Origin of the sequence: Hymenobacter polaris (assembly GCF_012927305.1) — a bacterium.
GTDB classification, from domain to species: domain Bacteria; phylum Bacteroidota; class Bacteroidia; order Cytophagales; family Hymenobacteraceae; genus Hymenobacter; species Hymenobacter polaris.
Map to the genome: position 1 here is coordinate 1,667,368 of NZ_JABBGH010000001.1, position 18,904 is coordinate 1,686,271.

Here is an 18,904-nt window from a genome sequence, read left to right on the forward strand (position 1 = left end):
GCTGCTCGGTGAGGGTTTGCTGCCACTTCGCCTGGTTCTAGTCCACGGCCACGTACAAAAACACCACGTCGCGGCCCTCAAACTTCTTTTTTAGGGCCGGCGCAAACTCTTTCATTTCCCGCATGCAGGGCTGGCACCAGGTGCCCCAGAAGTCGAGGTACACCACCTTGCCCTTGAAGTCGCTGAGCGACACCGGTTGGCCGGCGTCATTCACCAGCGTAAAGGCCGGGGCGGGCTGCCCCACGTTCAGGTGCTGGCGCTGGGCCAGCATCTGGCGAGCGCTGCGGGCCAGGGCCGAGTCGCGGTTGTGGGCCCGGAAGGTGGGATAAAACGCCCGCACGCCCGGCAAGTCCTGTTGGATGTTGTTGAAGAGCAGCATCTGCATAACCATGTCGCGGGCCTTGGTTTCGCCCAGCTCCTGCGTGGCCAGGCGGTAGAGCCTAGGGCCGGCGTCGGGGCTGGTGCCCAGCTTGCCCGAGGGCGCCAGCCGGCTCTGGTAGGCGTTGAGAAACCAGACCACCACCGTGTTCTCGTCCAGGCCCCGCAAGTGCTGGTCCAGCTCGCGCAGCGGCAGCTCCTTGATAAAGGAGAAATACGCTTCCGAGATGGGCGGGGGCGGGCTTACCTCATCGGGCTTTTGCTGGCGCCGGATGCCCACGTATTCCAGCAGTTGCCGGCCCCACTGCATGTTGATGAGGAACTCGGCATCGTGGCGGAAGCTGGCGAGCTGCGGGTGGGCCTGGGCGTAGGCGGCCAGAAAAGCCAGCTGCTGCTGCCGGAAGGCATCGGCGCGGCGGCGCATCTCGGCGGGCGTGGTGCCGGGCTGCTGGCGCAGCTGCTCCAGGGGGCGGGGCACGTCGCCGGCCGGGCCGTACTCAAACTTCCACTGCGCCTGGGCCAGGTAGTTGTTCACGTCGGCGCCGCGCCCGCTGTACGTCACGCTCTTGTCGAAGTCGTTGAAGTCGAGGTGCATCACCAGCTGGTCGCCGGGCATGAGGTAGAGCCGGGTATTCTGGCGGGCGTACTCGAAGTGCACGGGCGTGGTGGCGGCCAGGTCAGGAAAGACGAACTCAAAGTCGCCACCGGGGCTGAGCGGCGTCTTCACCCGCTTGTTGCCCACAAACAGGCGCACGGTATCGCCGGCCGGCGCGTGGTCGAGGTGGCCGCGAAAGGTGGTGCGGGGCGGCGTGGGCGCGGGGCCGGCCAGGGCCGCCCCTAGGGGCAGCAGCCAAAGCAAAGGCAGCATGGGCAAGGGTGGATAAGGGTGGTAGGGTGAAGCAGCACCGGCCGGCGCTCCGGCGACTAGGCAAATGTATGACCGATAGCCAGCGCCATCAACTGCTTTATACGTTTATAAACGTATAAAGCAGTTATAAAACATAAATACTTGTTTTACAGCTACTAAATTTTGCTTACCGCTATTTTCTGCCCTGGCTCGGCGCTCGGCAAAGGGCGGGGGCTGGCCCCTAGGGTGCCCCCGTGCCGCGCAGGCCTATGGCCCGGGTGCCGTAGGGGCGGGGCTGGCCCCCGCCCGTCGCCGGCGCCGCCCAGCCAATTTCGCCGAAGGGCAGCGGCGCTAACGGCGGGCGAGGGCCAGCCCCGCCCCCACTAGAAGCAGACCCGCCCGCCCCGGCCACCAGGTGAAACGGAGCCCCGGCCCGCGGCTTCGCCCCGCCAATTAGGCGCTTCGCCGGCCGGTGGGGCGGGCTGGCCCCATTTCACCTGGTGGCCGGAGCGGGCAGGCCGGTAGCTTTGGGAACCTAGTGGCCCCTAGGGCCGCTGCCCCCTTCCCTCTCACCCCGCTATGGCACTCACGCCCGACTTCCTATTTACCCTCGCCAACCCGCTGGCCCTGCTGGGCTGGGCCCTGCTGGTGCTAGCCCCGCGTTGGCGCGGCACCCGCTGGCTGGTGCTCGGCGGCGCGCTACCGCTGGCCCTGGCCGGAGCCTACGGGCTGCTCATTGGCACGCACTACCTGGGGGCGCACGGCGGCGAGGGCGGCTTTGGGTCGCTGGCCCAGGTGGCAGCGCTGTTTCGCGACCCCTGGGCGCTGCTGGCGGGCTGGGTGCACTACCTGTGCTTCGACCTGTTTACGGGCGCCTGGGAAGCGCGCGACGCCCAGCGGCGCGGGGTGCCCCACCTGCTGCTGGTGCCCTGCCTGCTGCTCACCTTCCTGTTCGGGCCCCTAGGGCTGCTGCTCTACTTTGGGGTGCGGCAGCGCTACCCCTCAGTTAGCCAATCAGCTGTTGCCTAATCACTTTTAACTCAACAATGCCATGCCGACGCTCGCCTTCTCCCCCGCCCTGCCCGCTACTCCACCGGCCGCTGCGCCGAGCCTATTTGGCCGCATCGGCACCGCCCTGCGCGTGCTCCGCCGCGTCAATCCGCCGCTGGCCTGGGCGGGCTGGCTCAACCTGGGGCTGGCTGGCGCGGCCCTGCTACTACTGCCCCTCGACCACCGCGTGGTGACGGGCCTGCCGGTGTGGATGAAGCCGCTGAAGTTTTCGCTCTCCATCGTGACCTACGCCTGGACGCTGGGCTGGCTGCTGGCCGACTTGCCGGCCGCGGCGCAGCGGGCGGTGCGGCGCATCAGCTGGGCGGTGGCGGCGGCCATGGCCGTCGAGCAGGTGGTCATTTTTGGGCAGGCGGCGCGGGGCCTCACCTCGCACTACAACGCCAGCACGCCGCTCAATGCCGCGCTGTTTAGCCTCATGGGGCTTTTTATTGGGGTGAACACGGTGGCGGCGGCCTGGGCCGTGTACCTGGCCTGGCGCCACCGGCCCCACGGCTCGGCCAGCTACGCCTGGGGGCTGCGGCTGGGGCTGCTGGAGTTTCTGGTGGGCTCGGCGCTGGGCGGCTTCATGATTCACGCCGGCCAGCACACCGTGGGCGCCCCCGACGGCGGCCCCGGCCTGCCCGGCCTGGGCTGGAGCACCGTAGCCGGCGACCTGCGCCTGGCGCACTTCCTGGGCATGCACGCCCTGCAGGCGCTGCCGCTGCTGGGCTGGGCCCTAGGGCGCCGCTTGCCAGTCCGGCCGGCCGTGGCCCTCACCTGGGGCGGGGCGGCGCTGTGGGCCGCCGCCGTGGCGGCGCTGCTGCTGGGCGCGTTGGCCGGCCGGCCGCTGCTGGCGCTGCCCTAGGGGTTTAGAACTGAGATGTTAGAACTTAGATATAAGATTTGCATCCACAAGTTCAACCTCAAGTCTAAGTTCTAAGCTCTACTCTACCTTGCACCCATGCGCGCCGCCACCCTGCCCGCCACTGCCCCCACCCGGCACGACGGCCGGGTTATGGCCTGGGGCATTCCGCTACTGAGCTTGCTCATCGCCGTGGCGCTGCGCCCGGCCGGGCCGGCGGGCGCCTGGTCGCGCCTGGGGCTGCAGTGGCTGTTCTCGGCCTACTTCACCACTGGCTACTGGCTGGCCAACCGGGCGCTGTGGCAGTGGCTGCTGGGGCGCCTGCCCCTGGCCGCCCAAACCGCCCGCCGCCTCTGGACGCTGGCGGCCCTGGCGCCGCTGCTGGCCACGGCCGCCACGGTGGCCCTGCAACTGCCGCTGCACGGGCTGCTGCCGCAGTGGTTTTCGCTCACGCCCGGCCGGCTGGCCCTTAATGCCGCTTTTAGCCTGCTGCCCACGGCGGCGGTGCTCACACTCTACGAGGCCACGTATTTCTTCGGGCAGTGGCAGGCCAACCAGCGCCGGGCCGACCAGCTGGCGCAGGCCGCCACCCAGGCTCAGCTCGACGCCCTGGCCCGGCAGCTCGACCCGCACTTTCTGTTTAATTCGCTCAACACCCTGGCGGCCCTCATCGAGCCCGGCAACGACACCGCCCAGCACTACGTGGAGGGCCTGGCCGACGTGTACCGCTACGTGCTGCTGGCCCGCCAGCACCCCACCGTGCCGCTGGCCGAGGAACTGGCCTTCGTGCGCACCTACCTGGCCTTGCAGCAGGTGCGCTTCGGCGAGGCGCTGCACGTGCGCATCGAGGCCGACCCCGCCGCCCTAGGCCGCGTGGCCCCGCTAAGCGTGCAGGAGCTGGTGGAAAACGCCCTCAAGCACAACGAAGCCTCGCGCGCCCGGCCCCTGGGGCTGCGGGTGGTGGCCGGCCTCGGCTTTGTGCAGGTCGAGAACACCTACCAGCCCCGCCCGCCCGGCCTGGCCCCTAGCACCGGCACGGGCCTGGCCAACCTGCGTCAGCGCTACGCCCTACTGGGGGCCACCCAGCCCGTGCAAGCCGGCCCGGCCGATGGACAGTTTGTGGCGCGGCTGCCGCTGCTACCCTAGGGGCATGGCGTCCGCTCGCTGAGGTCAGCCAGCAGTTTCGGGGGCTGTAGGGCGGGGTTCGCCCGTCGCCTGCATCATTTAAGCAGTTTCGTTCAACGGCGGGCGGGGGCAAGCCCCGTCCCTACCGTACGCTGACTACTAATTTGCCCTAGGGCAACAGCAGCCCGGCTAGCGCTTGGCGAAGCCCTGGTCGGTCAGCTTGAGCTGCGCCATATCAAGGCCATAGCTTTGGCGAAACTGCTGGGCAATGCGGGTGCGGAAGGTCGACTCCTGGCCGCTGGTTTGGCTTTGCTGCCAGCCCAGCAGCAGCACCACGGTTTGCAGCTTCATTTCCTCGCCCAGCTGGGCCACGGCGGCGGGGTCGCGCAGGCGCGCATTCTGCTGCAAGATGCTGGCCGCCTGGGCCCGTAGCCCCCGCTCCTGGCTGGCCACGATGGCGTTGCTGGCTTTGAGGTTGTGCACCACCTGATAGCCTAGCTCGAGGTAGGCCGCCAAGGCCGCGGCCGCGTCGTTGTTGGCGAAAGCGGTTGTTTTCAGCGCCTCGCGGTACAGCTGGTCGTAGTCGGTTTTGCCGGGGCCCAGGGTTGCCTGCACCGCCTGCGCGCCGCTGGGACTGCTGGCCTGGAGGTGGCTTACCAGGCGCTGCACGGTTTGCTGGCGCAGCGCGGGCGTGGAGGTATAGGTAAGCCGCACGACCCGGGCGGCGGTGGCCTTGCTGGACGAGCCAGCCGTTTCCTTGTGCATGCCGGCCCGCTTTTCGAGGTCGTAGGTTACGGCCGCGTTGCCGGCCCAGCCCGTCATTAAGGTCATGTCGAGGGCCGGGCCAATGTCTTGGGCGCGGGCGGCCGGGGCAGCCAACCAGACAGCGCCGGCCAGCAGCAGGTGCAGGGTACGGTTCATGAGCCAGAGGTAGTTAGTGAGCGACGAGTGAAGTACGTAAGGGCCCTAGGGGTAGTTAGATGCGGGCAGCCGGCGTAGCTTGCGCCCATGACCGTGCTGCTGCTCGAAGACGAAACGCCCGCCGCCGAGCGCCTGCGCCGCCTGCTAATCCAGGCCGCCCCCGAGGCCGAGGTGCTGGCCGTGCTCGACACGGTGGCGGCGGCCCTGGACTGGCTGGCCACTCACCCCGCCCCCGACCTCATCCTGAGCGACGTGCAGCTGGCCGACGGGCTCAGTCTCGACGTATTTGCCCAAACCGTGGTGCGCAGCCCGGTGATTTTCACGACGGCCTACGACCAGTACGCCTTGCGCGCCTTCGAGGCTAACAGCGTGGCCTACCTGCTCAAGCCCGTGAAGCTGGCCGACCTGCAAGCCGCCTTGGCCAAGCTGCGCCAGTGGCGGGGCGCCGGCGCGTCCGCCAGCGCCGCGCTCCCGGCCCTCAACGCCCCCCTAGAGCGCCTGCTCGACGCGCTGCCCCAGCCCCAGCGGCCCTACAAAACGCGGTTTCTGGTGCGCCAGGGCGAGGCGCTGCTGCCGCTGCCCGCCACCGAAGCCGCCTGGTTTGCCAGCCGCCACGACACCACCACCCTGGCCACCCACGCCGGCCAGCGCTTCGTGGTCGATTACACCCTGGAGCAGCTCGAAACCCTGCTCGACCCCAGCCTCTTCTGCCGCCTCAACCGCCAGGTGCTGGCCCAGCTGCCGGCCGTGCGCCGGCTGGTGCCCCACTTCGGCGGCAAGCTGCTGGTGGAGCTGCACCCCGCCCCGCCCGCCGAGGTGCTGGTGAGCAAGGAGCGCGCCTCCGCCGTGAAGCGCTGGCTGGAGGAGGGCTAGGGTCAACGAATAAAGCCGGTCCTGGCGCTGTTTAGGCTCGCGAGGACCGGCTTTATTAGCTGCCAGTGAGGCGCTTAGTAGCCCGGGTTCTGCTTGAGCTGCGGCGAGGTATTGAGCGCGTTCAGCGGAATGGGGTAGATTTTGGTGTGGTCGTCGCCATCGGCGGCCTTGTCCCACCAGGTGCCGCTGTTGAACTTGCCGAAGCGAATGAGGTCGATGCGCCGGCGGCCCTCGCCAATAAACTCGCGGCCCCATTCGTCGAGCAGTTCCTGCTCGGTGAGGGTGGCCCCGCCGGCGGCGTAGAGGCTAGCCGAGCCCGTGGGGTAGTCGCGCTTGCGCACCGTGTTCAGCAGCTGCGCGGCGGTGGCGCGGTCGCCGGCCCGGAACTTGCACTCGGCCAGCATGTAGTACACTTCAGCCAGGCGCACCTCGGCGTAGTCGGCCTCAATCTTGTTGGGGTCGGACGAGGGGTAGAATGGGTATTTCACCAGCGGGATACCCGAGTTCTGGTCGGCGTTGTTCATGTTTGACGTCTTGTCGGCCAGCGTCTGGCCCGGCTTGGTGTACTTAAACAAGCCCACCTGGTCGCGCAGGTACAGCGTGTAGCCACGGGTGCTCTTGATGGTGTCGCGGCCGTTGAGGTTGGGCAGGTAGCCCTGCAAGAACATACCCTCGCGGGTGCTATTACCCAAGTTCTTGTAGTTTTTCAGGCGCACGTCGTCGGCGTATTTCTGAAACTTGACGAACGGCTTGCCCAGCACAAAGCTGTACTCCTTGTTGTCTACGTCGCGGCCCGGCTGCAACGCGTAGCGCGGGTTGCCGCCCCCAAAATCGGTGAACCCGAAGTAGTTGACGGGCACGTTGTAGGGCAGCCCCCAGAAGTACATGCCGCCCTCGTACTGCCAGTGCGAGCGGCCAAACGAGCCGGGAAAGGCAAAAATGGTTTCCGACGACTGGTCGTTGTTCCAGTCGAAGGGCGCGTCCCAGCGGCTCGCGATGGCGTAGGCGCCGTACTTGCCATTCACAATGTCCTGGCACAGCGCGGCGCAGTCGGTGTAGTGGTCCTGCCCGACGTACACGTTGGCGTTCAGGTAGAGGCGGGCCAGTAGCGTGGCGGCGCCCGCCTTGGTCCAGCGCCCCTGAAACTGCGCCGTGCCGGGGTCGCCCTTGGCCAGCAGCTGCGGCAGCGATTCCTTCAGCTCGGTTTCGATGAACGCGAAGGCCTCCTGGGGCGTCGATTGGTTCGGGCCTTTCACTTCGCCCTTCACCTTGGTGATAATCTGAATGTTCCGGTACAGGTCGAGCAGGCGAATATAGTACCAGGCCCGCATCACGCGCAGCTCGGCAATCAGCTGGCTCTGCTCGGCCGGGGTCATGTTGAACTTGGCCGGGTCCAGGGCCTGAATATCTTCCAGCGAGTTGGTATCCAGCGTAATGCCCTGGTACATCAGGTTCCACGTGTCGTTGATGTAGCCCTCCTGAATAGTCCAGGTGTGGTAGTGGGCCCGGGCGTACTGCCCACCGTCAAACCAGTCGCCCTCGCGGTTGGGGGTCATCAGCTGGTCGGCGGCCAGCTCCTGCAGCTGGAAGGGCGAGCCCTGGATGGTGTTGTAGCCGTGCTCGAAGGTGCGCAGAAAGTCGCGGTACACGTCGTCCTTGGTGCGCAGGAAGTTATCGGGCGTGATGCGGTCGTAGAGCGTTTCGTCTAGGTTGGTGCAGCTGCTCAGCCCAGCCAGCACCAGGGCCACCGATAGGCGGGCGTGTGTTTTAGAAAAAGCCATGGTTGCGGGGGTGGGAAAGGATTACAGGCCTAATTGGAGACCAAATAGGACCTGCGTGGTCGAAGGATAGTACTGGCGGGTGCCGTTGTTACTGCCGTCGAGGCGGATGCCCGGGTACAGCCCGTTGATGGGAATGATATCGGGGTCGCCGCCGGTGTAGCTCGTCACGGTCAGCACGTTCTTGGCGGCCGCGTACAGGCGCAGCGAGCGGGCGTACTTCGAGGTGAATTGGAAGGTGTACCCTAGGCTCACATTGTCGAGCTTCGCGAAGCTGCCCTTCTCCAGGAAGTAGTCCGAGAGCACGTTGGCGGTGGCGGTGCTGGTGAGCCGGGCGTACTTGCTGTCGCCGTAAGCCGAGGTCAGCACGTTGGCGTTGGACTGGGTAGCTGGCGTGCCCAAGTAAAAGGCGCGGATATTGAACACGTCATACCCGAGCACGCTCCGAAAGAACAGGGAGGCGTCGAAGTTCTTGTAGGTGAACGTGTTGCCTAGGCTGAGCGTGTACTTGGGCAAACCGTTGCCCACCACCTGCCGGTCGGCCAGGGTAGCCTTGTCGCCCGTAATGATGTTGCCATCCTGGGCGTACACCAGCAGGCGGCCCTGGTCGTCAACGCCGGCCGACTTCAGCATGTAGAACGTGCCAATGCGCTGCCCTTCCTGCAGGCGCTGGGCGTTGCCCGGCGAGCCCGGTGAGGGCAGGCCCACCACGTCGATAAAGGTTTGCCCTTGGTAAGTATCGTTGGAGAAGGAAACGAACTTGTTGCCGTTGGTGGCCCCGGCAAAGGAAACCGCCCACTGGAAGTTGGGCTTGCTGACGACGGGCGCGTTCAGCTGCACTTCCACGCCCGAGTTGTCTAGTGTGCCCACGTTGGCGAAGGTGCTGCCCTGCGTGTTGGGCGGAATGGGCACGGCGTAGTTGCCGAGCAGGTCTTTGTTGCGGCGGGTGTAGTAGTTGATGCTACCCGTGAGCTTGCTGTTGAACAGCGCAAAGTCGACCCCAATGTTGAGGCTCTGGGCCTGCTCCCAGCGCAGGTCGGTGTTGAGGTTCTGGATGGGCCCATACACCTGGTAGTAGGTGCCATTGAGCAGGTAGTAGCCGAAGCCCCCGTAGAGGTTCTGCGACAGATAGTTACCAAAGTCCTGGTTGCCGGTTACGCCGTAGTCGGCGCGCAGCTTCAGGTCGTTTATCCACTTCTGGTTGGCCAGGAACGGCTCCTGGCCGATGCGCCACCCGATGGATACGGCCGGAAAATTGCCCCACTTGTTATCAATGCCGAACTTCGACGAGCCCTCGTGCCGCAAGCTGGCCGAGAGCAGGTAGCGGTCCTTAAATGAGTAGTTAATGCGCCCAAAAAAGGCAATCAGCTTCGAGTCGTTCTTGTAGCTGCTGCCGTCGGTGCGCCCGGCCACCTGCCCGTACAGCCCCGTGCCAATGTTGTTGTAGGTGAAGGCATCGGACGGAAAATTGCGGTTGTAGATGGCGTTACCTTCCGACACGAAGTATTGGTACGAGTACCCCCCTAGGACCTGCAGCGCGTGGTCGTTCTTGTTGAGCGCGTAGTTGCCAATCCACTCCAGGCTGCGCTGGTCGCTGCGGTTGTAGTTGCGGCTGGCCGAGTTCATGCCGCCCTCGTTTTTGGCGGCAAACGTGGAGGTAGACGGCCGGAAGGCGAAATCGAAGTAATCGCTGGTGAACTGCCCGTAGGTAACCTGCGTGCTCAGCGAGGGCAAAATACTGAGCTTGAAATGGGTATCGAAGTTCAGGATTTTACCTTCCGTGCCATTCAGCTCCGTTTGCAGCCGCTCAACTGGGTTGAAGGGCCCATCGAAGCCCGACCGAATATCGTAATACAGCGCCGGGTTGTCGGGGTTGCGTATCGGGATGGTTGGGTTGAGCGTGAGCGCCTGCTCGAAGCTGGCGTAGTCGGCATTGTTGGCGTTGATGTAGCGCGGCGCGAAGTTGAGCCCTAGGGAGTAGAGCTTGCTAGGGGCGGTATGGTTGAGCGAGATGCGCGCCCCGTACTCGCGCCGGCTCGAGCGAATATCAATGCCCTTGGCATCGCGGTAGTCGAACGTAGCCCGGTAGTTATTGTTCTCCGACCCGCCCGAAGCGGTGAGGGTGTGCTTCTGCGCAAAGGCGTAGCTACGGGTGATAGCGTCCAGCCAATTCGTTTTAGCACCGAAATCCGTACCCCGCTTCTGGGTTAGAAACTCATCGGCCGAGAGCACCTGGGGCTGCAGCGTGGCGTAGTCGAAGGTGGTGTAGGCGTTGTAGTCGAGCTGGTTGTTTTTGGTGCCCTTCTTGGTGGTCACCACAATCACGCCGTTGCTGCCGCGCGTGCCGTAGATGGCCGAGGCCGCCCCGCCCTTCAGCACGTCGATGCTCTCGATGTCGTTCTGGTTGATATTTTCCAGGTTGCCGCCCGGCACGCCGTTAATCACGATGAGGGGCCCTAGGCCCGCGCTGCGCGACGACACGCCCCGCAGCTGAATGCTGGGCTGCGAGTTGGGGTCAGCGGCCGAGTTGTTGGCGATGGTGAGGCCCGCTACCTTGCCCTGCAGCGCCGTAATCGGGTTGATGGCGCCCACCGTCAGCAGGTCGCGGTTATCGATGTGGGTGATGGCGCTAGTCACCTCCTTCTTATCGAGCGTGCCGTAGCCCACTACCACCACGTTATCAAGCGACTGGCTGTTCTCTTGCAGGGTAATCTGCAGCCCGGTGGTGGCTTCGCGCACGATTACTTCCTGCGGGTTGAAGCCCACGTAGCTGAACTGCAGCACGCTACCCTCGGGCACGCTCAGCGAAAAATTACCATTGGCGTCCGTTGTAGCGCCCTGCGTGGTACCCTTCACCACAATCGTGACGCCGGGCAGCCCCTCGCCCTTGCCCTGCGTGACGCGGCCCGCCACGGGCACGGCCGCGGCGCTGGCTGCCAGCTGCGGCTGGCTGAGAATCACGCGCCCTTTACGCACGTCAAACAGCGACTTACGCGGGGCCAGCAGCTCGTTGAGCACCTGCTCCAGGGGCTCATCCGTCACGCGCAGCGTCACCCGCCGGTCGGAGCCAATGAGCTGTGGGCTGTACACGAAATGTACGTTCAGCTGCTTTTCCAATTGGCGCAGCACCGACTCAATGGTCTGGGCTTCTGCTTGAAACGTAACGTGACGCGCCAGGATGGCTTGCTGCGCCATGGCTGGGCGGGCAGTGGCCATGGTAGTCAGTGGCAGGGCCAGGGCCGACTGCAGCGCTAACACGCATAGTGGATGCCCAAAGCGCCGAGGAGAACGTAAGTGGATTTTCATGCGCTGAAAACGATTGCGGTGGGAAAAGAAAAAAGGCGGGCTGCTGAACTCCTGGTAAGCGCGCTAAGGCCCGGCCTACCAAGTGCTAAGCGTAGTTCGGGGGCGTAGCTAGCGGCAGCAGGAGCCGCGCGCTACTACTCTAGGCTAGGGCGTGCAGCCATGGCTGCTAAATCGAATCTGGGCGTTGTCGGTGGTAGTGTAGCTCGCGCCAAGCGCTTCGCTAAGCACCTCCAACTTCTCGTAGAGCGACTCCTGGTAGAAGGTGACCGTGACCGTGCAGCCGGCCAGCTTGCCGCGGTCGTATAGAATGGTGACCCCGTAGGCTTTCTCCAATGCTTGCAGCACCTTCACCACCGGCTGCTTCTCAAACGTAAACGACTGCGGGGCTAGCACGAGGGGGGCTTCTACCAGCTCTTTGCGCAGCGGGTGCGGCCCCAAGGCCGAATACGTCACTTGCTGGTTGGGCAGCAGGACCAGGCTCCCGGCAGCGGGCCGCGCGGGGGTGGCGCGCAGGTTGGCCCCGTGGCGTACCTGCACCGATACGCGCCCTTCCTGCACGGCTACTTCGTTGGTCCGGCCCGCGTAGGCTTTCACCCGGAAGCTGGTGCCTAACACCGTGGTTACGAGCTGCTCGGTGAAGACTAAAAACGGGCGAGCCGGGTTTTTGGCCACTCGGAAGAAGGCCTCCCCCCGCAGTCTAACCTCGCGGCGCGGCCCGGCCAAGCCCGGGCGGTACTGCAAGCTGCTGCCCGGATACAGGGTGATGCGGCTGCCATCGGCCAGGGTGAGCAGCTGGGCTTGCTTGCCCCCATTGCGCTGCTGCACCCAGCCCACGGCGGCCGCTGTACTTGCCACCGGGGCAGGCTGCGGCTGCCGGAGCAGCCTTACTGCCAGGGCGGCCCCCAGCACCAGCAAAAGCGCGGCGGCCCAGCGCACAACGGGCGCGTGCCACCAGACCGCCGGCTGCCGCTGCCCGCGGCGCGCATCGGCTTCGCCGGGGGCCACCCGGTGGTGCGTCAGGTACTGAATCTTGCGCCACATAGCCGCCCGCACCTGCTCGCGTTCGGCGCGAGGCAGGGTCAGGTTTTCGGGCTCCCCTAGCTGCTTGCTCCACTGCTCCACCAGCTCGCGCTCGCCTGGCCGGCTGGCGCCGTCGAGGTAGCGCTGGAGCATGGCTTCGAATTCAACTTCGGTCATGGCAGTAGTCCAAGGTGGGCATCTAAAAAGGAAGACGCCTAGCCTGGCCTAACCCCTAAAAAGTATTCGAACTTTTTTCAGCGGCCTTTTTCGAGCAGCACCGGCGGCCTGGCCTGTCGCTTTTCAGCGCAGGAAACACAGCAGCGGCAGCAGCGCCACTAGAAACTCCCGCAAGTAGGCCCGCAACAGCTTAAGCGATTTGGTCAGGTGATACTCAACCGCTTTGGGGGTCACGTCCAGCTGGGAAGCTATCTGCTCTACCGACTGGTGCTCTAGGCGGCTCAGGCGGAACACCTCCCGCGACTTCTCGGGCAGCAGCGCTACGCCCCGCAGGAAAGCCGCCGATAGGTCGGCGGCCCCCAGCGCTTCTTCGGTTTCGTGCGTGGCCTCGGCTACTAGCTGCCGGCAGTAGGTGGCGTAGTGGGTGCGCACCCGGTAGGCCCGAATGTAGCCCAGCACTCGGTGGTTGATGGCAACCAGCAAGTAGTGCTCTAACTGCGCAATGTTATGCTCGGCGCGCTTGTGCCAAAGGGCGGCAAACAGCTCCTGCACCAACTCCTGCGCTACGTCGCGCGATTTCAGCTTGCGATAGGCCAGCGCAAACACCCGGTACCAATACCGTTCGTACAGCTCGGCAAAGGCTTCCCGGTCGTCTAGGGCCAATGCGTCGAGTAAGGCAGCATCGGTGCAAGAAGAATAAATCCGAAGCGATGAAGCACGCACAGATGCAGCCAATACAAGTGGAAATTCAAGGGAAGAGCACGGTAAATATACCATTCTGTACTGGAATAGTAATAACGGAAGCTGGGCGCCGCTCTTTACCCTAGCCCAAGCCGTCTTAATTCACTTACCCAAATCGCCTAAGAACTATTCATAGTCAGCAAATGCTCAAAAAAGGCGGTCATGCTGAGCCCCGCGAAGCATCTCTACCACGCCGCTAGGGTATCGTCCGGTAGAGATGCTTCGGCAGGCTCAGCATGACCGCCTTTTTGCGACTGTGTACACCTTCTAACTACCTATCCAGCCAGCTTTTAAACACGCTCACCTTCTCGCGGCTCACCAGCACGGGCCCTTCGCTGGCGGGCGGGGCGGGGTGCAGCACGGTTTGCAGCCGCGAGTTGGTGTAGTGAATAATATCCTGAATGGCGGCCTGCCGGGCTAGAAACGCCCGGTTGAGCCGAAAGAACTGGCCGGGGTCGAGCACGTTTTCGAGCTGCTCCAGGGTGTAGTCTACCACGTACTTGCGGCCGTCGGTGCTTTGCAGCAGGGTGGTTTTTTCGAGGCTGAAGAAGTACGCCACCTGCTCGACGGGCACCACCTTCAGGTGCTCGCCCACGCGCACCACAAACTGGCTTTTGTAGCTGGCGGCCGGCGCGGGCTGGCGCAGCTGCTGTAGCAAGGCCGCCACGGTGACCGCGTCGAGCGCCGGAGCGGAAGTTTCGGCCGCGCTTTTTGTGCTGGAAACCGAACTTTTTGTACCAAAATCGGGCTCTAGGCGTTGGCGCAGCTTGCTTAGGGCCGCTACCAGCTCGGCTTCGTCGATGGGTTTGAGCAGGTAGTCCACGCTGTTGACCTTAAAGGCGCGCAGGGCGTACTGGTCGTAGGCGGTGGTGAAGATGACGGGGCACGTAACGGCCACTTGCTCAAATAGCTCGAAGCTGAGGCCGTCGGCCAGGTGAATATCCAGAAACAGCACGTCGGGCGCGGGGCCGGCTCGCAGCAGCGCCACGGCCTGGGCTACCGACTCGGCGGGGCCCAGCAGCTCGAGCGGGGCGGCGTGCTTGAGCAGCAGGCTGGTGAGGCGGCGGGCGGCCAGGGGCTCGTCTTCAACTAGCAGGGCGCGGAGCATGGGCTTTTTGCGCAAGTAACGCACCGCGCGCCACTCCACGGCCGCCGGCCTAGGGCCTGGCGGGCCCAGTAGCCAGGCTATCGCGCAGGTGCCGCACCTGCCGGCTGAGGGCGGCGCTTTGGCACACCACCGAGCTGTGGGCCCGCAGCGCCACCGGCTGCGCCCCCACCGTGGCCAGCCGCCAGATGATGTCGCGGCTGTGCAGGTGCCAGGCGGCGGCTAGCGCGGGCTGCAGCCGCACCACCACGGTAGCCTCTAGCAGCGGCTGGGGCGCTGCCTGGCTGATGGCCACCGGGCGCAGCTGCTGCAGGGCCCGCAGCAGGGGCGCCAGCGCGGCCATCGTGCGCAGCTGAAACGGGCGCACATCGCCGCCCAGCGGGCCGGGCAGCAGCGGGTACACCGTGATGCTTTGCAAATCGGCGGGGCGGGCCTGGCGCAGGGCGGCGGCCACTGCCGGGTAGGCATCGGGGGTGGCCGCCTGGCGCACCCACAGCCAGATGGCGCCCGCCACCAGCACGGCGGGCAGCAGCTTGAGCACGTCCAGGTACACGGTTTTTTTCACTTCGCAACGCCCGCCGGGCCCTAGGGCCTACAGCGCCAGCAAAGGCAAGGTAACCACGAACTCGGCGCCCACCGGCCCGGCCACCACCGGCCGGCTGGTGAGGAAATGGTAGCGGGCGCGCAAATTGGCCAGACCGCGGCCCGAGGTTTCGGTGGCGGCCAGGCGGCGGGGGCGCCGGGTGTTGCGCACGGTGAGGGTGGCGGCGGCGGCATCCACGGCCACGCGCAGGCGCAGGGGGTCGGCCTGGTAGGCGGTGTTGTGCTTGAGGGCGTTTTCGAGCAGCAGCTGCAGGGCCAGCGGCGGCAGGTAGAGGTGGCTGGTGGCGGCCGCCGGCCCGGTGCCCACAAACTCCACTTGCAGGGCGTCGGCCAGGCGGGTTTGCTGCAAAAACACGTAGGCCTCGGCAAAGGCCAGCTCCTCGGCCAGCGGCACCAGCTCCTGGCTTTGGCTATCGAGCACGTAGCGGTACACGCTGCCCAGCTGGCGAATGAAGCGCACGGCGCGGGTGGGGTCGGGCTCTTCCACCAGGCTGGTGAGGGCGTTGAGCGAGTTGAACAGAAAGTGCGGGTCAAGCTGGCGGCGCAGCGAGTCGAGCCGGGCCACGGCCGACTCTTTTTCGAGCCGCTCGGCCCGCACGGTGGCCTCGCGCCAGGCCAGCAAAAACGAGCGCGAGTGCAGAAAAAGCGAAACCACCACGGTCGCCACGAGCGGAAAAGCCAGCTGCCCGGTGAGGTTTTGGCGCAGGGCGTAGCCTAGGGGCCGGTGCCAGAGCAGCACCGAAAACCCTTCGGTAACGGCCACGATAACCGCCAGCGACGCCGCCAGCGACACGCTCAGCGTGAGCAGCAGCCGCCGCACCGGGCGCTGCTCCCAGCGCACAAAGCGGTTGAGCACATCGGTGGTGTAGCCATTGGCCAGCCACAGCCCCAGGCAGTAGGCCAGCGAGTAGGCGCAGGACACGGCGTAGGCGGCCGGGTGCTGCCAGGGGCGCGGCGCGCTGGTGAGCCCAAACAGCAAGCTCAGCGGCACTATCCAGCGCACCTGCCGCCAAAACACCGTCACCTGGCTGGGGCGGGGCGGGCGGGCCTCGGCGGCCGGCGCGCAGGCCGGGGGCGAAGTAGCAGCGGAAACGAGGGCGGGCACGGCAGGCAAGGGCTAGGCTAGCGAAAGTGAGGAGAAAGCATAAATCAGGCGGGCCCCTGGCCGCTGGGCAGCAGGCTAAAAATAAGGCGCGGCCCGGCGCGGCGGCCGGGGCCTAGGGGGTTATCCCACTCAAAGGTGGCGCCCCCTAGGCCCCGGCCCCAACTGCGGGTTGCCGAAGCGTTGGCGGCGGGCGCCCAGGCGTCGGCCGCGGCCGCTGAAGCGGGCGGACGGCGGGCTACCTCGACGGGGCGCCCGCAGCACCCTACTTACTCTATGCGCACTTCCTTACCTTTACTTTTACTACCTACTGCAGTGCCAATGGCTTCCCTTGCGCTTCCCGTTGACTACCAACACCTTTTCCGTACGCTGCCCGAAAATTTCCTGCTCATCGGCCCCGACCCCGCCGCCACCATCCTCGACAATACGGATAGCCACGTGGGGGTGTCGCTGAAAAGCCGCGCTTCGGTGGTGGGCAAGCCTTTTTTTGAGGCCTACCCGGCCACCGACGAAAGCGGCGCCGCCGAAATTCGCAAGTCGCACCAGCACGTGCGCGAGCACCTGACGCCGCACACCATGCCCCTGATTCGCTACGACCTGGTGGGGCCCGACGGCCAGCTGGAGGAGCTGTACTGGCAAGCCACCCACTACCCGGTGCTCGACGAGCAGGGCCAGCTGCGCTACATTTTGCAGCGCACCCAGGACGTGACTGCCCAGCTGCGCGCCAGCCAGGCCGCCGACGAGGCCCGGCGCCGCCTGGCCGAGGAGCAGCAGCGCACCCGCTTCATTCTCGAAAGCCTGCCGGTGCTGGTGTGGACGGCCACGGCCAGCGGCCAGCGCGACTACTTCAATGCCCGCTGGCTAGCTTTTACGGGCCAGCCCCTGGGCAGCCAGCTGCACGAAGGCTGGCTCGAGAGCCTGCACCCCGACGACCGCGCCCACGTGCGCCAGCAGTGGCAGGCTTCTATAGCCCAGGGCACGCCCTACCAAGTAGAGTACCGCCTGCGCCGCGCCGATGGCCAGTACCGCTGGATGCTAAGCCGGGCCACGCCCCAGCGCAGCGCCGCCGATGAGATTACGATGTGGGTAGGCGGCGTGGTTGACGTTCATGACCAGAAGCGGCTGGTGGAGGAAATTCTGGAAGCCAACGAGCAGCAAGCCGTGCTTTCCGACCAGGCCTACCAGAACTTTAAGCTGGTGCAGCAGCAGCGCCAGTTATTTTATAACCTGCTGCTGCACGCGCCCGCCCACATCTGCATTGTGCGCGGCCCCGAGCACCGCTACGAGTTTGCCAACGAAGAATTCCTGGCCTTTACCCAGGGTGTGCCCGTGATTGGTCGCACCGTGGCCGAGGTCTACCCCGAAACCGTGAGCCAGGGCCTGATTGCCGTGCTGGATAGGGTGCTGCAAACCAAGGAGCCCTACCGCGGCTATGAGCGCCCCCTTTACCTCTACGACCGCGAAGGACAACTGCAGGAGCACTTTTTCAACGTGCTCTACGATTGCTTTGAGGAGGATGGCCAGCCGGCCGGCGTCACGGGCTACGCGCTGGACGTAACCGAGCTGGTACGCGCCCGCCAGCAGCTGCAGGCGCTGTTACCCCCCGCCGCCGAGGCCGCCAGCTAAGCCCGGCCCCGCTCCTTTCCCTTTCTACTCCTCGACTGCACGCCCGGCTATGGCGCTCACCGCCCTCGACTTTCAGCAAGCCCGCGTTAAGCAGGTCCTTTTTAAATCGCGCCTGCGCTCGGTGCTCTACGGGGTGCGCGCGGCCGAGCCTAGCTTGTTTGTGCTTAGCGAGAACCCCCTAAGCCAGTGGGTTGCCGCCTACCTCAAGCCCAGCTACGGCCCGCGCCCCGAGGTAGCGAGCATCGAGCGCCTGCTACGCCAAACCCTCGACACCGGCCAGGCCTTGGTGCGCCAGCACCAGCGCGGCGAGATGGACCAGGCCCGTCAGGGCCTGGAGCAAATTGAGCGCCTCGCCACTGAAATCGACGGGCTGCTGACGGCCATCGAGAAAAGCAGCTAGCGGTATTTTATTGTATTGTTAAGCGATTTTATTGAAAATAAGTCAGAACCTAGCTATGTTTAGGCAGTGAACAATGGCTCCTAACTGGCTCTGACCTATGCTTTCCGACAGCTCCGGCGATAAGCGCCTGGTTACCCGCACCTTAGATGATACCGAGGGAGCTTCGGCAACCCCGCTGCCCCCGCGCACCCAAACCCGGACGGTGCTGGCTTTGCTGCTGCTGGTGGCCCTAGGGGCCGTGGGCTACGGCCTGCGCGACCACCACCGCGACGATGCCCTGCTCAGCAGCCCGCGCGCCGGCGACATTTATACCGTGCACGCGGGCCGCAGCGGCACCTACTCGCTGCTGAAGGTGCTGCGGGCCGGCGGCAACGGCGTGGAGCTGGTGGCCAACGAGTACCAAACCACCGACAGCAAGCCCATTGCGGTGCTCAACCAGGCCGCGCGCTACAGCCAGGAGCCGTTCGTTATCACCCGCCTCGACTTGCAGATAATGCGCCGCCGCGGCGAACTAACCGACGTGGACCGCCCCTAGGGCAGGGGGAGTTAACCAGGCAAAGGCCAGCATAATAAACGAACGTCATGCTGAGCGCAGCCGAAGCATCTCTACCGCGTCGTTCGGGCGACGTTCGGCAGAGATGCTTCAGCTGCGCTCAGCATGACGTTCGTTTTTAGCCATTTAGTCAGCTACTTTACAGCTCATAATTCAGCGAAATCTGCTCTAGGTAGTCGGTAAGGCCGCGGGGGTGGTCGAAGGCGTGAATAAAGAGCACGTGGTCGTCGCCGACGCCGCGCCACACCTCGGCGTAGTAACTGCCTAGGGCGTAGAGGCTGAGGCGAAAGCTGTCTTCGGTGCGCTCGGCCAGGGGGCGGCCGTGCTGCACCAGCTGCGCCAGCTGGTGGCGCTGGTGCAGGTTTTTGAAGGCAACGAAGCTTGGGCTAGGCATTACCCGAAGGTACAACCGAGGCCGGTATTATGCCAGGGCGGCC

General features: G+C 65.3%; 17 protein-coding genes. 7 read left to right on the top strand and 10 right to left on the bottom strand.

Annotated elements, in window-relative coordinates; translation table 11 throughout:
- Positions 1 to 37: 37 nt before the first annotated feature.
- A complete protein-coding gene (locus tag HHL22_RS23990; protein WP_169530237.1) occupies positions 38 to 1,246 on the bottom strand; it encodes a TlpA family protein disulfide reductase in 1,209 nt (402 codons plus the stop codon).
- A 558-nt stretch (positions 1,247 to 1,804) separates the two neighbouring features.
- On the opposite strand from HHL22_RS23990, the gene HHL22_RS07125 reads away from it, so the two are divergent.
- The 3 genes from HHL22_RS07125 (at position 1,805) to HHL22_RS07135 (ending at position 4,283) form a co-directional block, all read left to right on the top strand.
- Positions 1,805 to 2,254 carry an ABA4-like family protein gene (locus HHL22_RS07125; protein ID WP_169530238.1) on the top strand — a complete coding sequence of 150 codons (450 nt, stop codon included), beginning with the start codon at positions 1,805 to 1,807 and terminating at the stop codon, positions 2,252 to 2,254.
- A gap of 22 nt (positions 2,255 to 2,276) precedes the next feature.
- Positions 2,277 to 3,140, top strand: a complete 864-nt coding sequence (locus HHL22_RS07130) for a hypothetical protein (protein WP_169530239.1) — start codon at positions 2,277 to 2,279, stop codon at positions 3,138 to 3,140.
- Positions 3,141 to 3,236: 96 nt separating this feature from the next.
- Positions 3,237 to 4,283 carry a sensor histidine kinase gene (locus tag HHL22_RS07135; protein ID WP_169530240.1) on the top strand — a complete coding sequence of 349 codons (1,047 nt, stop codon included), beginning with the start codon at positions 3,237 to 3,239 and terminating at the stop codon, positions 4,281 to 4,283.
- A gap of 168 nt (positions 4,284 to 4,451) precedes the next feature.
- Here HHL22_RS07135 and HHL22_RS07140 read toward each other — a convergent pair whose 3' ends face one another.
- The gene (locus tag HHL22_RS07140; protein ID WP_169530241.1) at positions 4,452 to 5,183 is read right to left on the bottom strand and encodes a hypothetical protein; all 732 of its coding nucleotides are present in this window, start codon (positions 5,181 to 5,183) and stop codon (positions 4,452 to 4,454) included.
- Between the two features lie 87 nt (positions 5,184 to 5,270).
- Between HHL22_RS07140 and HHL22_RS07145 the strand changes: the two genes are divergently transcribed.
- On the top strand, positions 5,271 to 6,056 hold the full coding sequence (locus HHL22_RS07145; RefSeq protein WP_169530242.1) for a LytR/AlgR family response regulator transcription factor: 786 nt from the start codon (positions 5,271 to 5,273) through the stop codon (positions 6,054 to 6,056).
- Between the two features lie 74 nt (positions 6,057 to 6,130).
- Here the strand turns inward: HHL22_RS07145 and HHL22_RS07150 are convergent, their stop codons facing one another.
- From HHL22_RS07150 to HHL22_RS24350, 7 genes are all read right to left on the bottom strand, one after another.
- The gene (locus tag HHL22_RS07150; protein ID WP_169530243.1) at positions 6,131 to 7,837 is read right to left on the bottom strand and encodes a RagB/SusD family nutrient uptake outer membrane protein; all 1,707 of its coding nucleotides are present in this window, start codon (positions 7,835 to 7,837) and stop codon (positions 6,131 to 6,133) included.
- 21 nt (positions 7,838 to 7,858) lie between these two features.
- Positions 7,859 to 11,050 (bottom strand): SusC/RagA family TonB-linked outer membrane protein, encoded by a 3,192-nt coding sequence (locus HHL22_RS07155; RefSeq protein ID WP_241737988.1) that lies wholly within the window; start codon positions 11,048 to 11,050, stop codon positions 7,859 to 7,861.
- Positions 11,051 to 11,284: 234 nt separating this feature from the next.
- The gene (locus HHL22_RS07160; RefSeq protein ID WP_169530244.1) at positions 11,285 to 12,337 is read right to left on the bottom strand and encodes a FecR family protein; all 1,053 of its coding nucleotides are present in this window, start codon (positions 12,335 to 12,337) and stop codon (positions 11,285 to 11,287) included.
- Positions 12,338 to 12,460: 123 nt separating this feature from the next.
- Positions 12,461 to 13,000, bottom strand: coding sequence for a sigma-70 family RNA polymerase sigma factor (locus HHL22_RS07165; protein WP_169530245.1), 540 nt, complete (start codon positions 12,998 to 13,000; stop codon positions 12,461 to 12,463).
- A gap of 349 nt (positions 13,001 to 13,349) precedes the next feature.
- Entirely contained in the window at positions 13,350 to 14,186 is an 837-nt protein-coding gene (locus HHL22_RS07170; protein WP_169530246.1) for a LytR/AlgR family response regulator transcription factor, read from the bottom strand.
- A gap of 49 nt (positions 14,187 to 14,235) precedes the next feature.
- Positions 14,236 to 14,748, bottom strand: a complete 513-nt coding sequence (locus tag HHL22_RS07175) for a hypothetical protein (RefSeq protein WP_169530247.1) — start codon at positions 14,746 to 14,748, stop codon at positions 14,236 to 14,238.
- Positions 14,749 to 14,775: 27 nt separating this feature from the next.
- Complete coding sequence (locus tag HHL22_RS24350) at positions 14,776 to 15,891, bottom strand: sensor histidine kinase (RefSeq protein WP_169530248.1); 1,116 nt, start codon at positions 15,889 to 15,891, stop codon at positions 14,776 to 14,778.
- Positions 15,892 to 16,209: 318 nt separating this feature from the next.
- Here HHL22_RS24350 and HHL22_RS07185 point away from each other — a divergent pair, with 318 nt between their 5' ends.
- From HHL22_RS07185 to HHL22_RS07195, 3 genes are all read left to right on the top strand, one after another.
- Complete coding sequence (locus tag HHL22_RS07185) at positions 16,210 to 17,514, top strand: PAS domain-containing protein (protein ID WP_169530249.1); 1,305 nt, start codon at positions 16,210 to 16,212, stop codon at positions 17,512 to 17,514.
- Positions 17,515 to 17,563: 49 nt separating this feature from the next.
- On the top strand, positions 17,564 to 17,914 hold the full coding sequence (locus HHL22_RS07190; RefSeq protein WP_169530250.1) for a hypothetical protein: 351 nt from the start codon (positions 17,564 to 17,566) through the stop codon (positions 17,912 to 17,914).
- Positions 17,915 to 18,011: 97 nt separating this feature from the next.
- Complete coding sequence (locus HHL22_RS07195; RefSeq protein ID WP_169530251.1) at positions 18,012 to 18,449, top strand: hypothetical protein; 438 nt, start codon at positions 18,012 to 18,014, stop codon at positions 18,447 to 18,449.
- A 157-nt stretch (positions 18,450 to 18,606) separates the two neighbouring features.
- On the opposite strand, the gene HHL22_RS07200 is transcribed toward HHL22_RS07195, so the two are convergent.
- The gene (locus HHL22_RS07200) at positions 18,607 to 18,861 is read right to left on the bottom strand and encodes a hypothetical protein (protein ID WP_169530252.1); all 255 of its coding nucleotides are present in this window, start codon (positions 18,859 to 18,861) and stop codon (positions 18,607 to 18,609) included.
- Positions 18,862 to 18,904 lie beyond the last annotated feature (43 nt).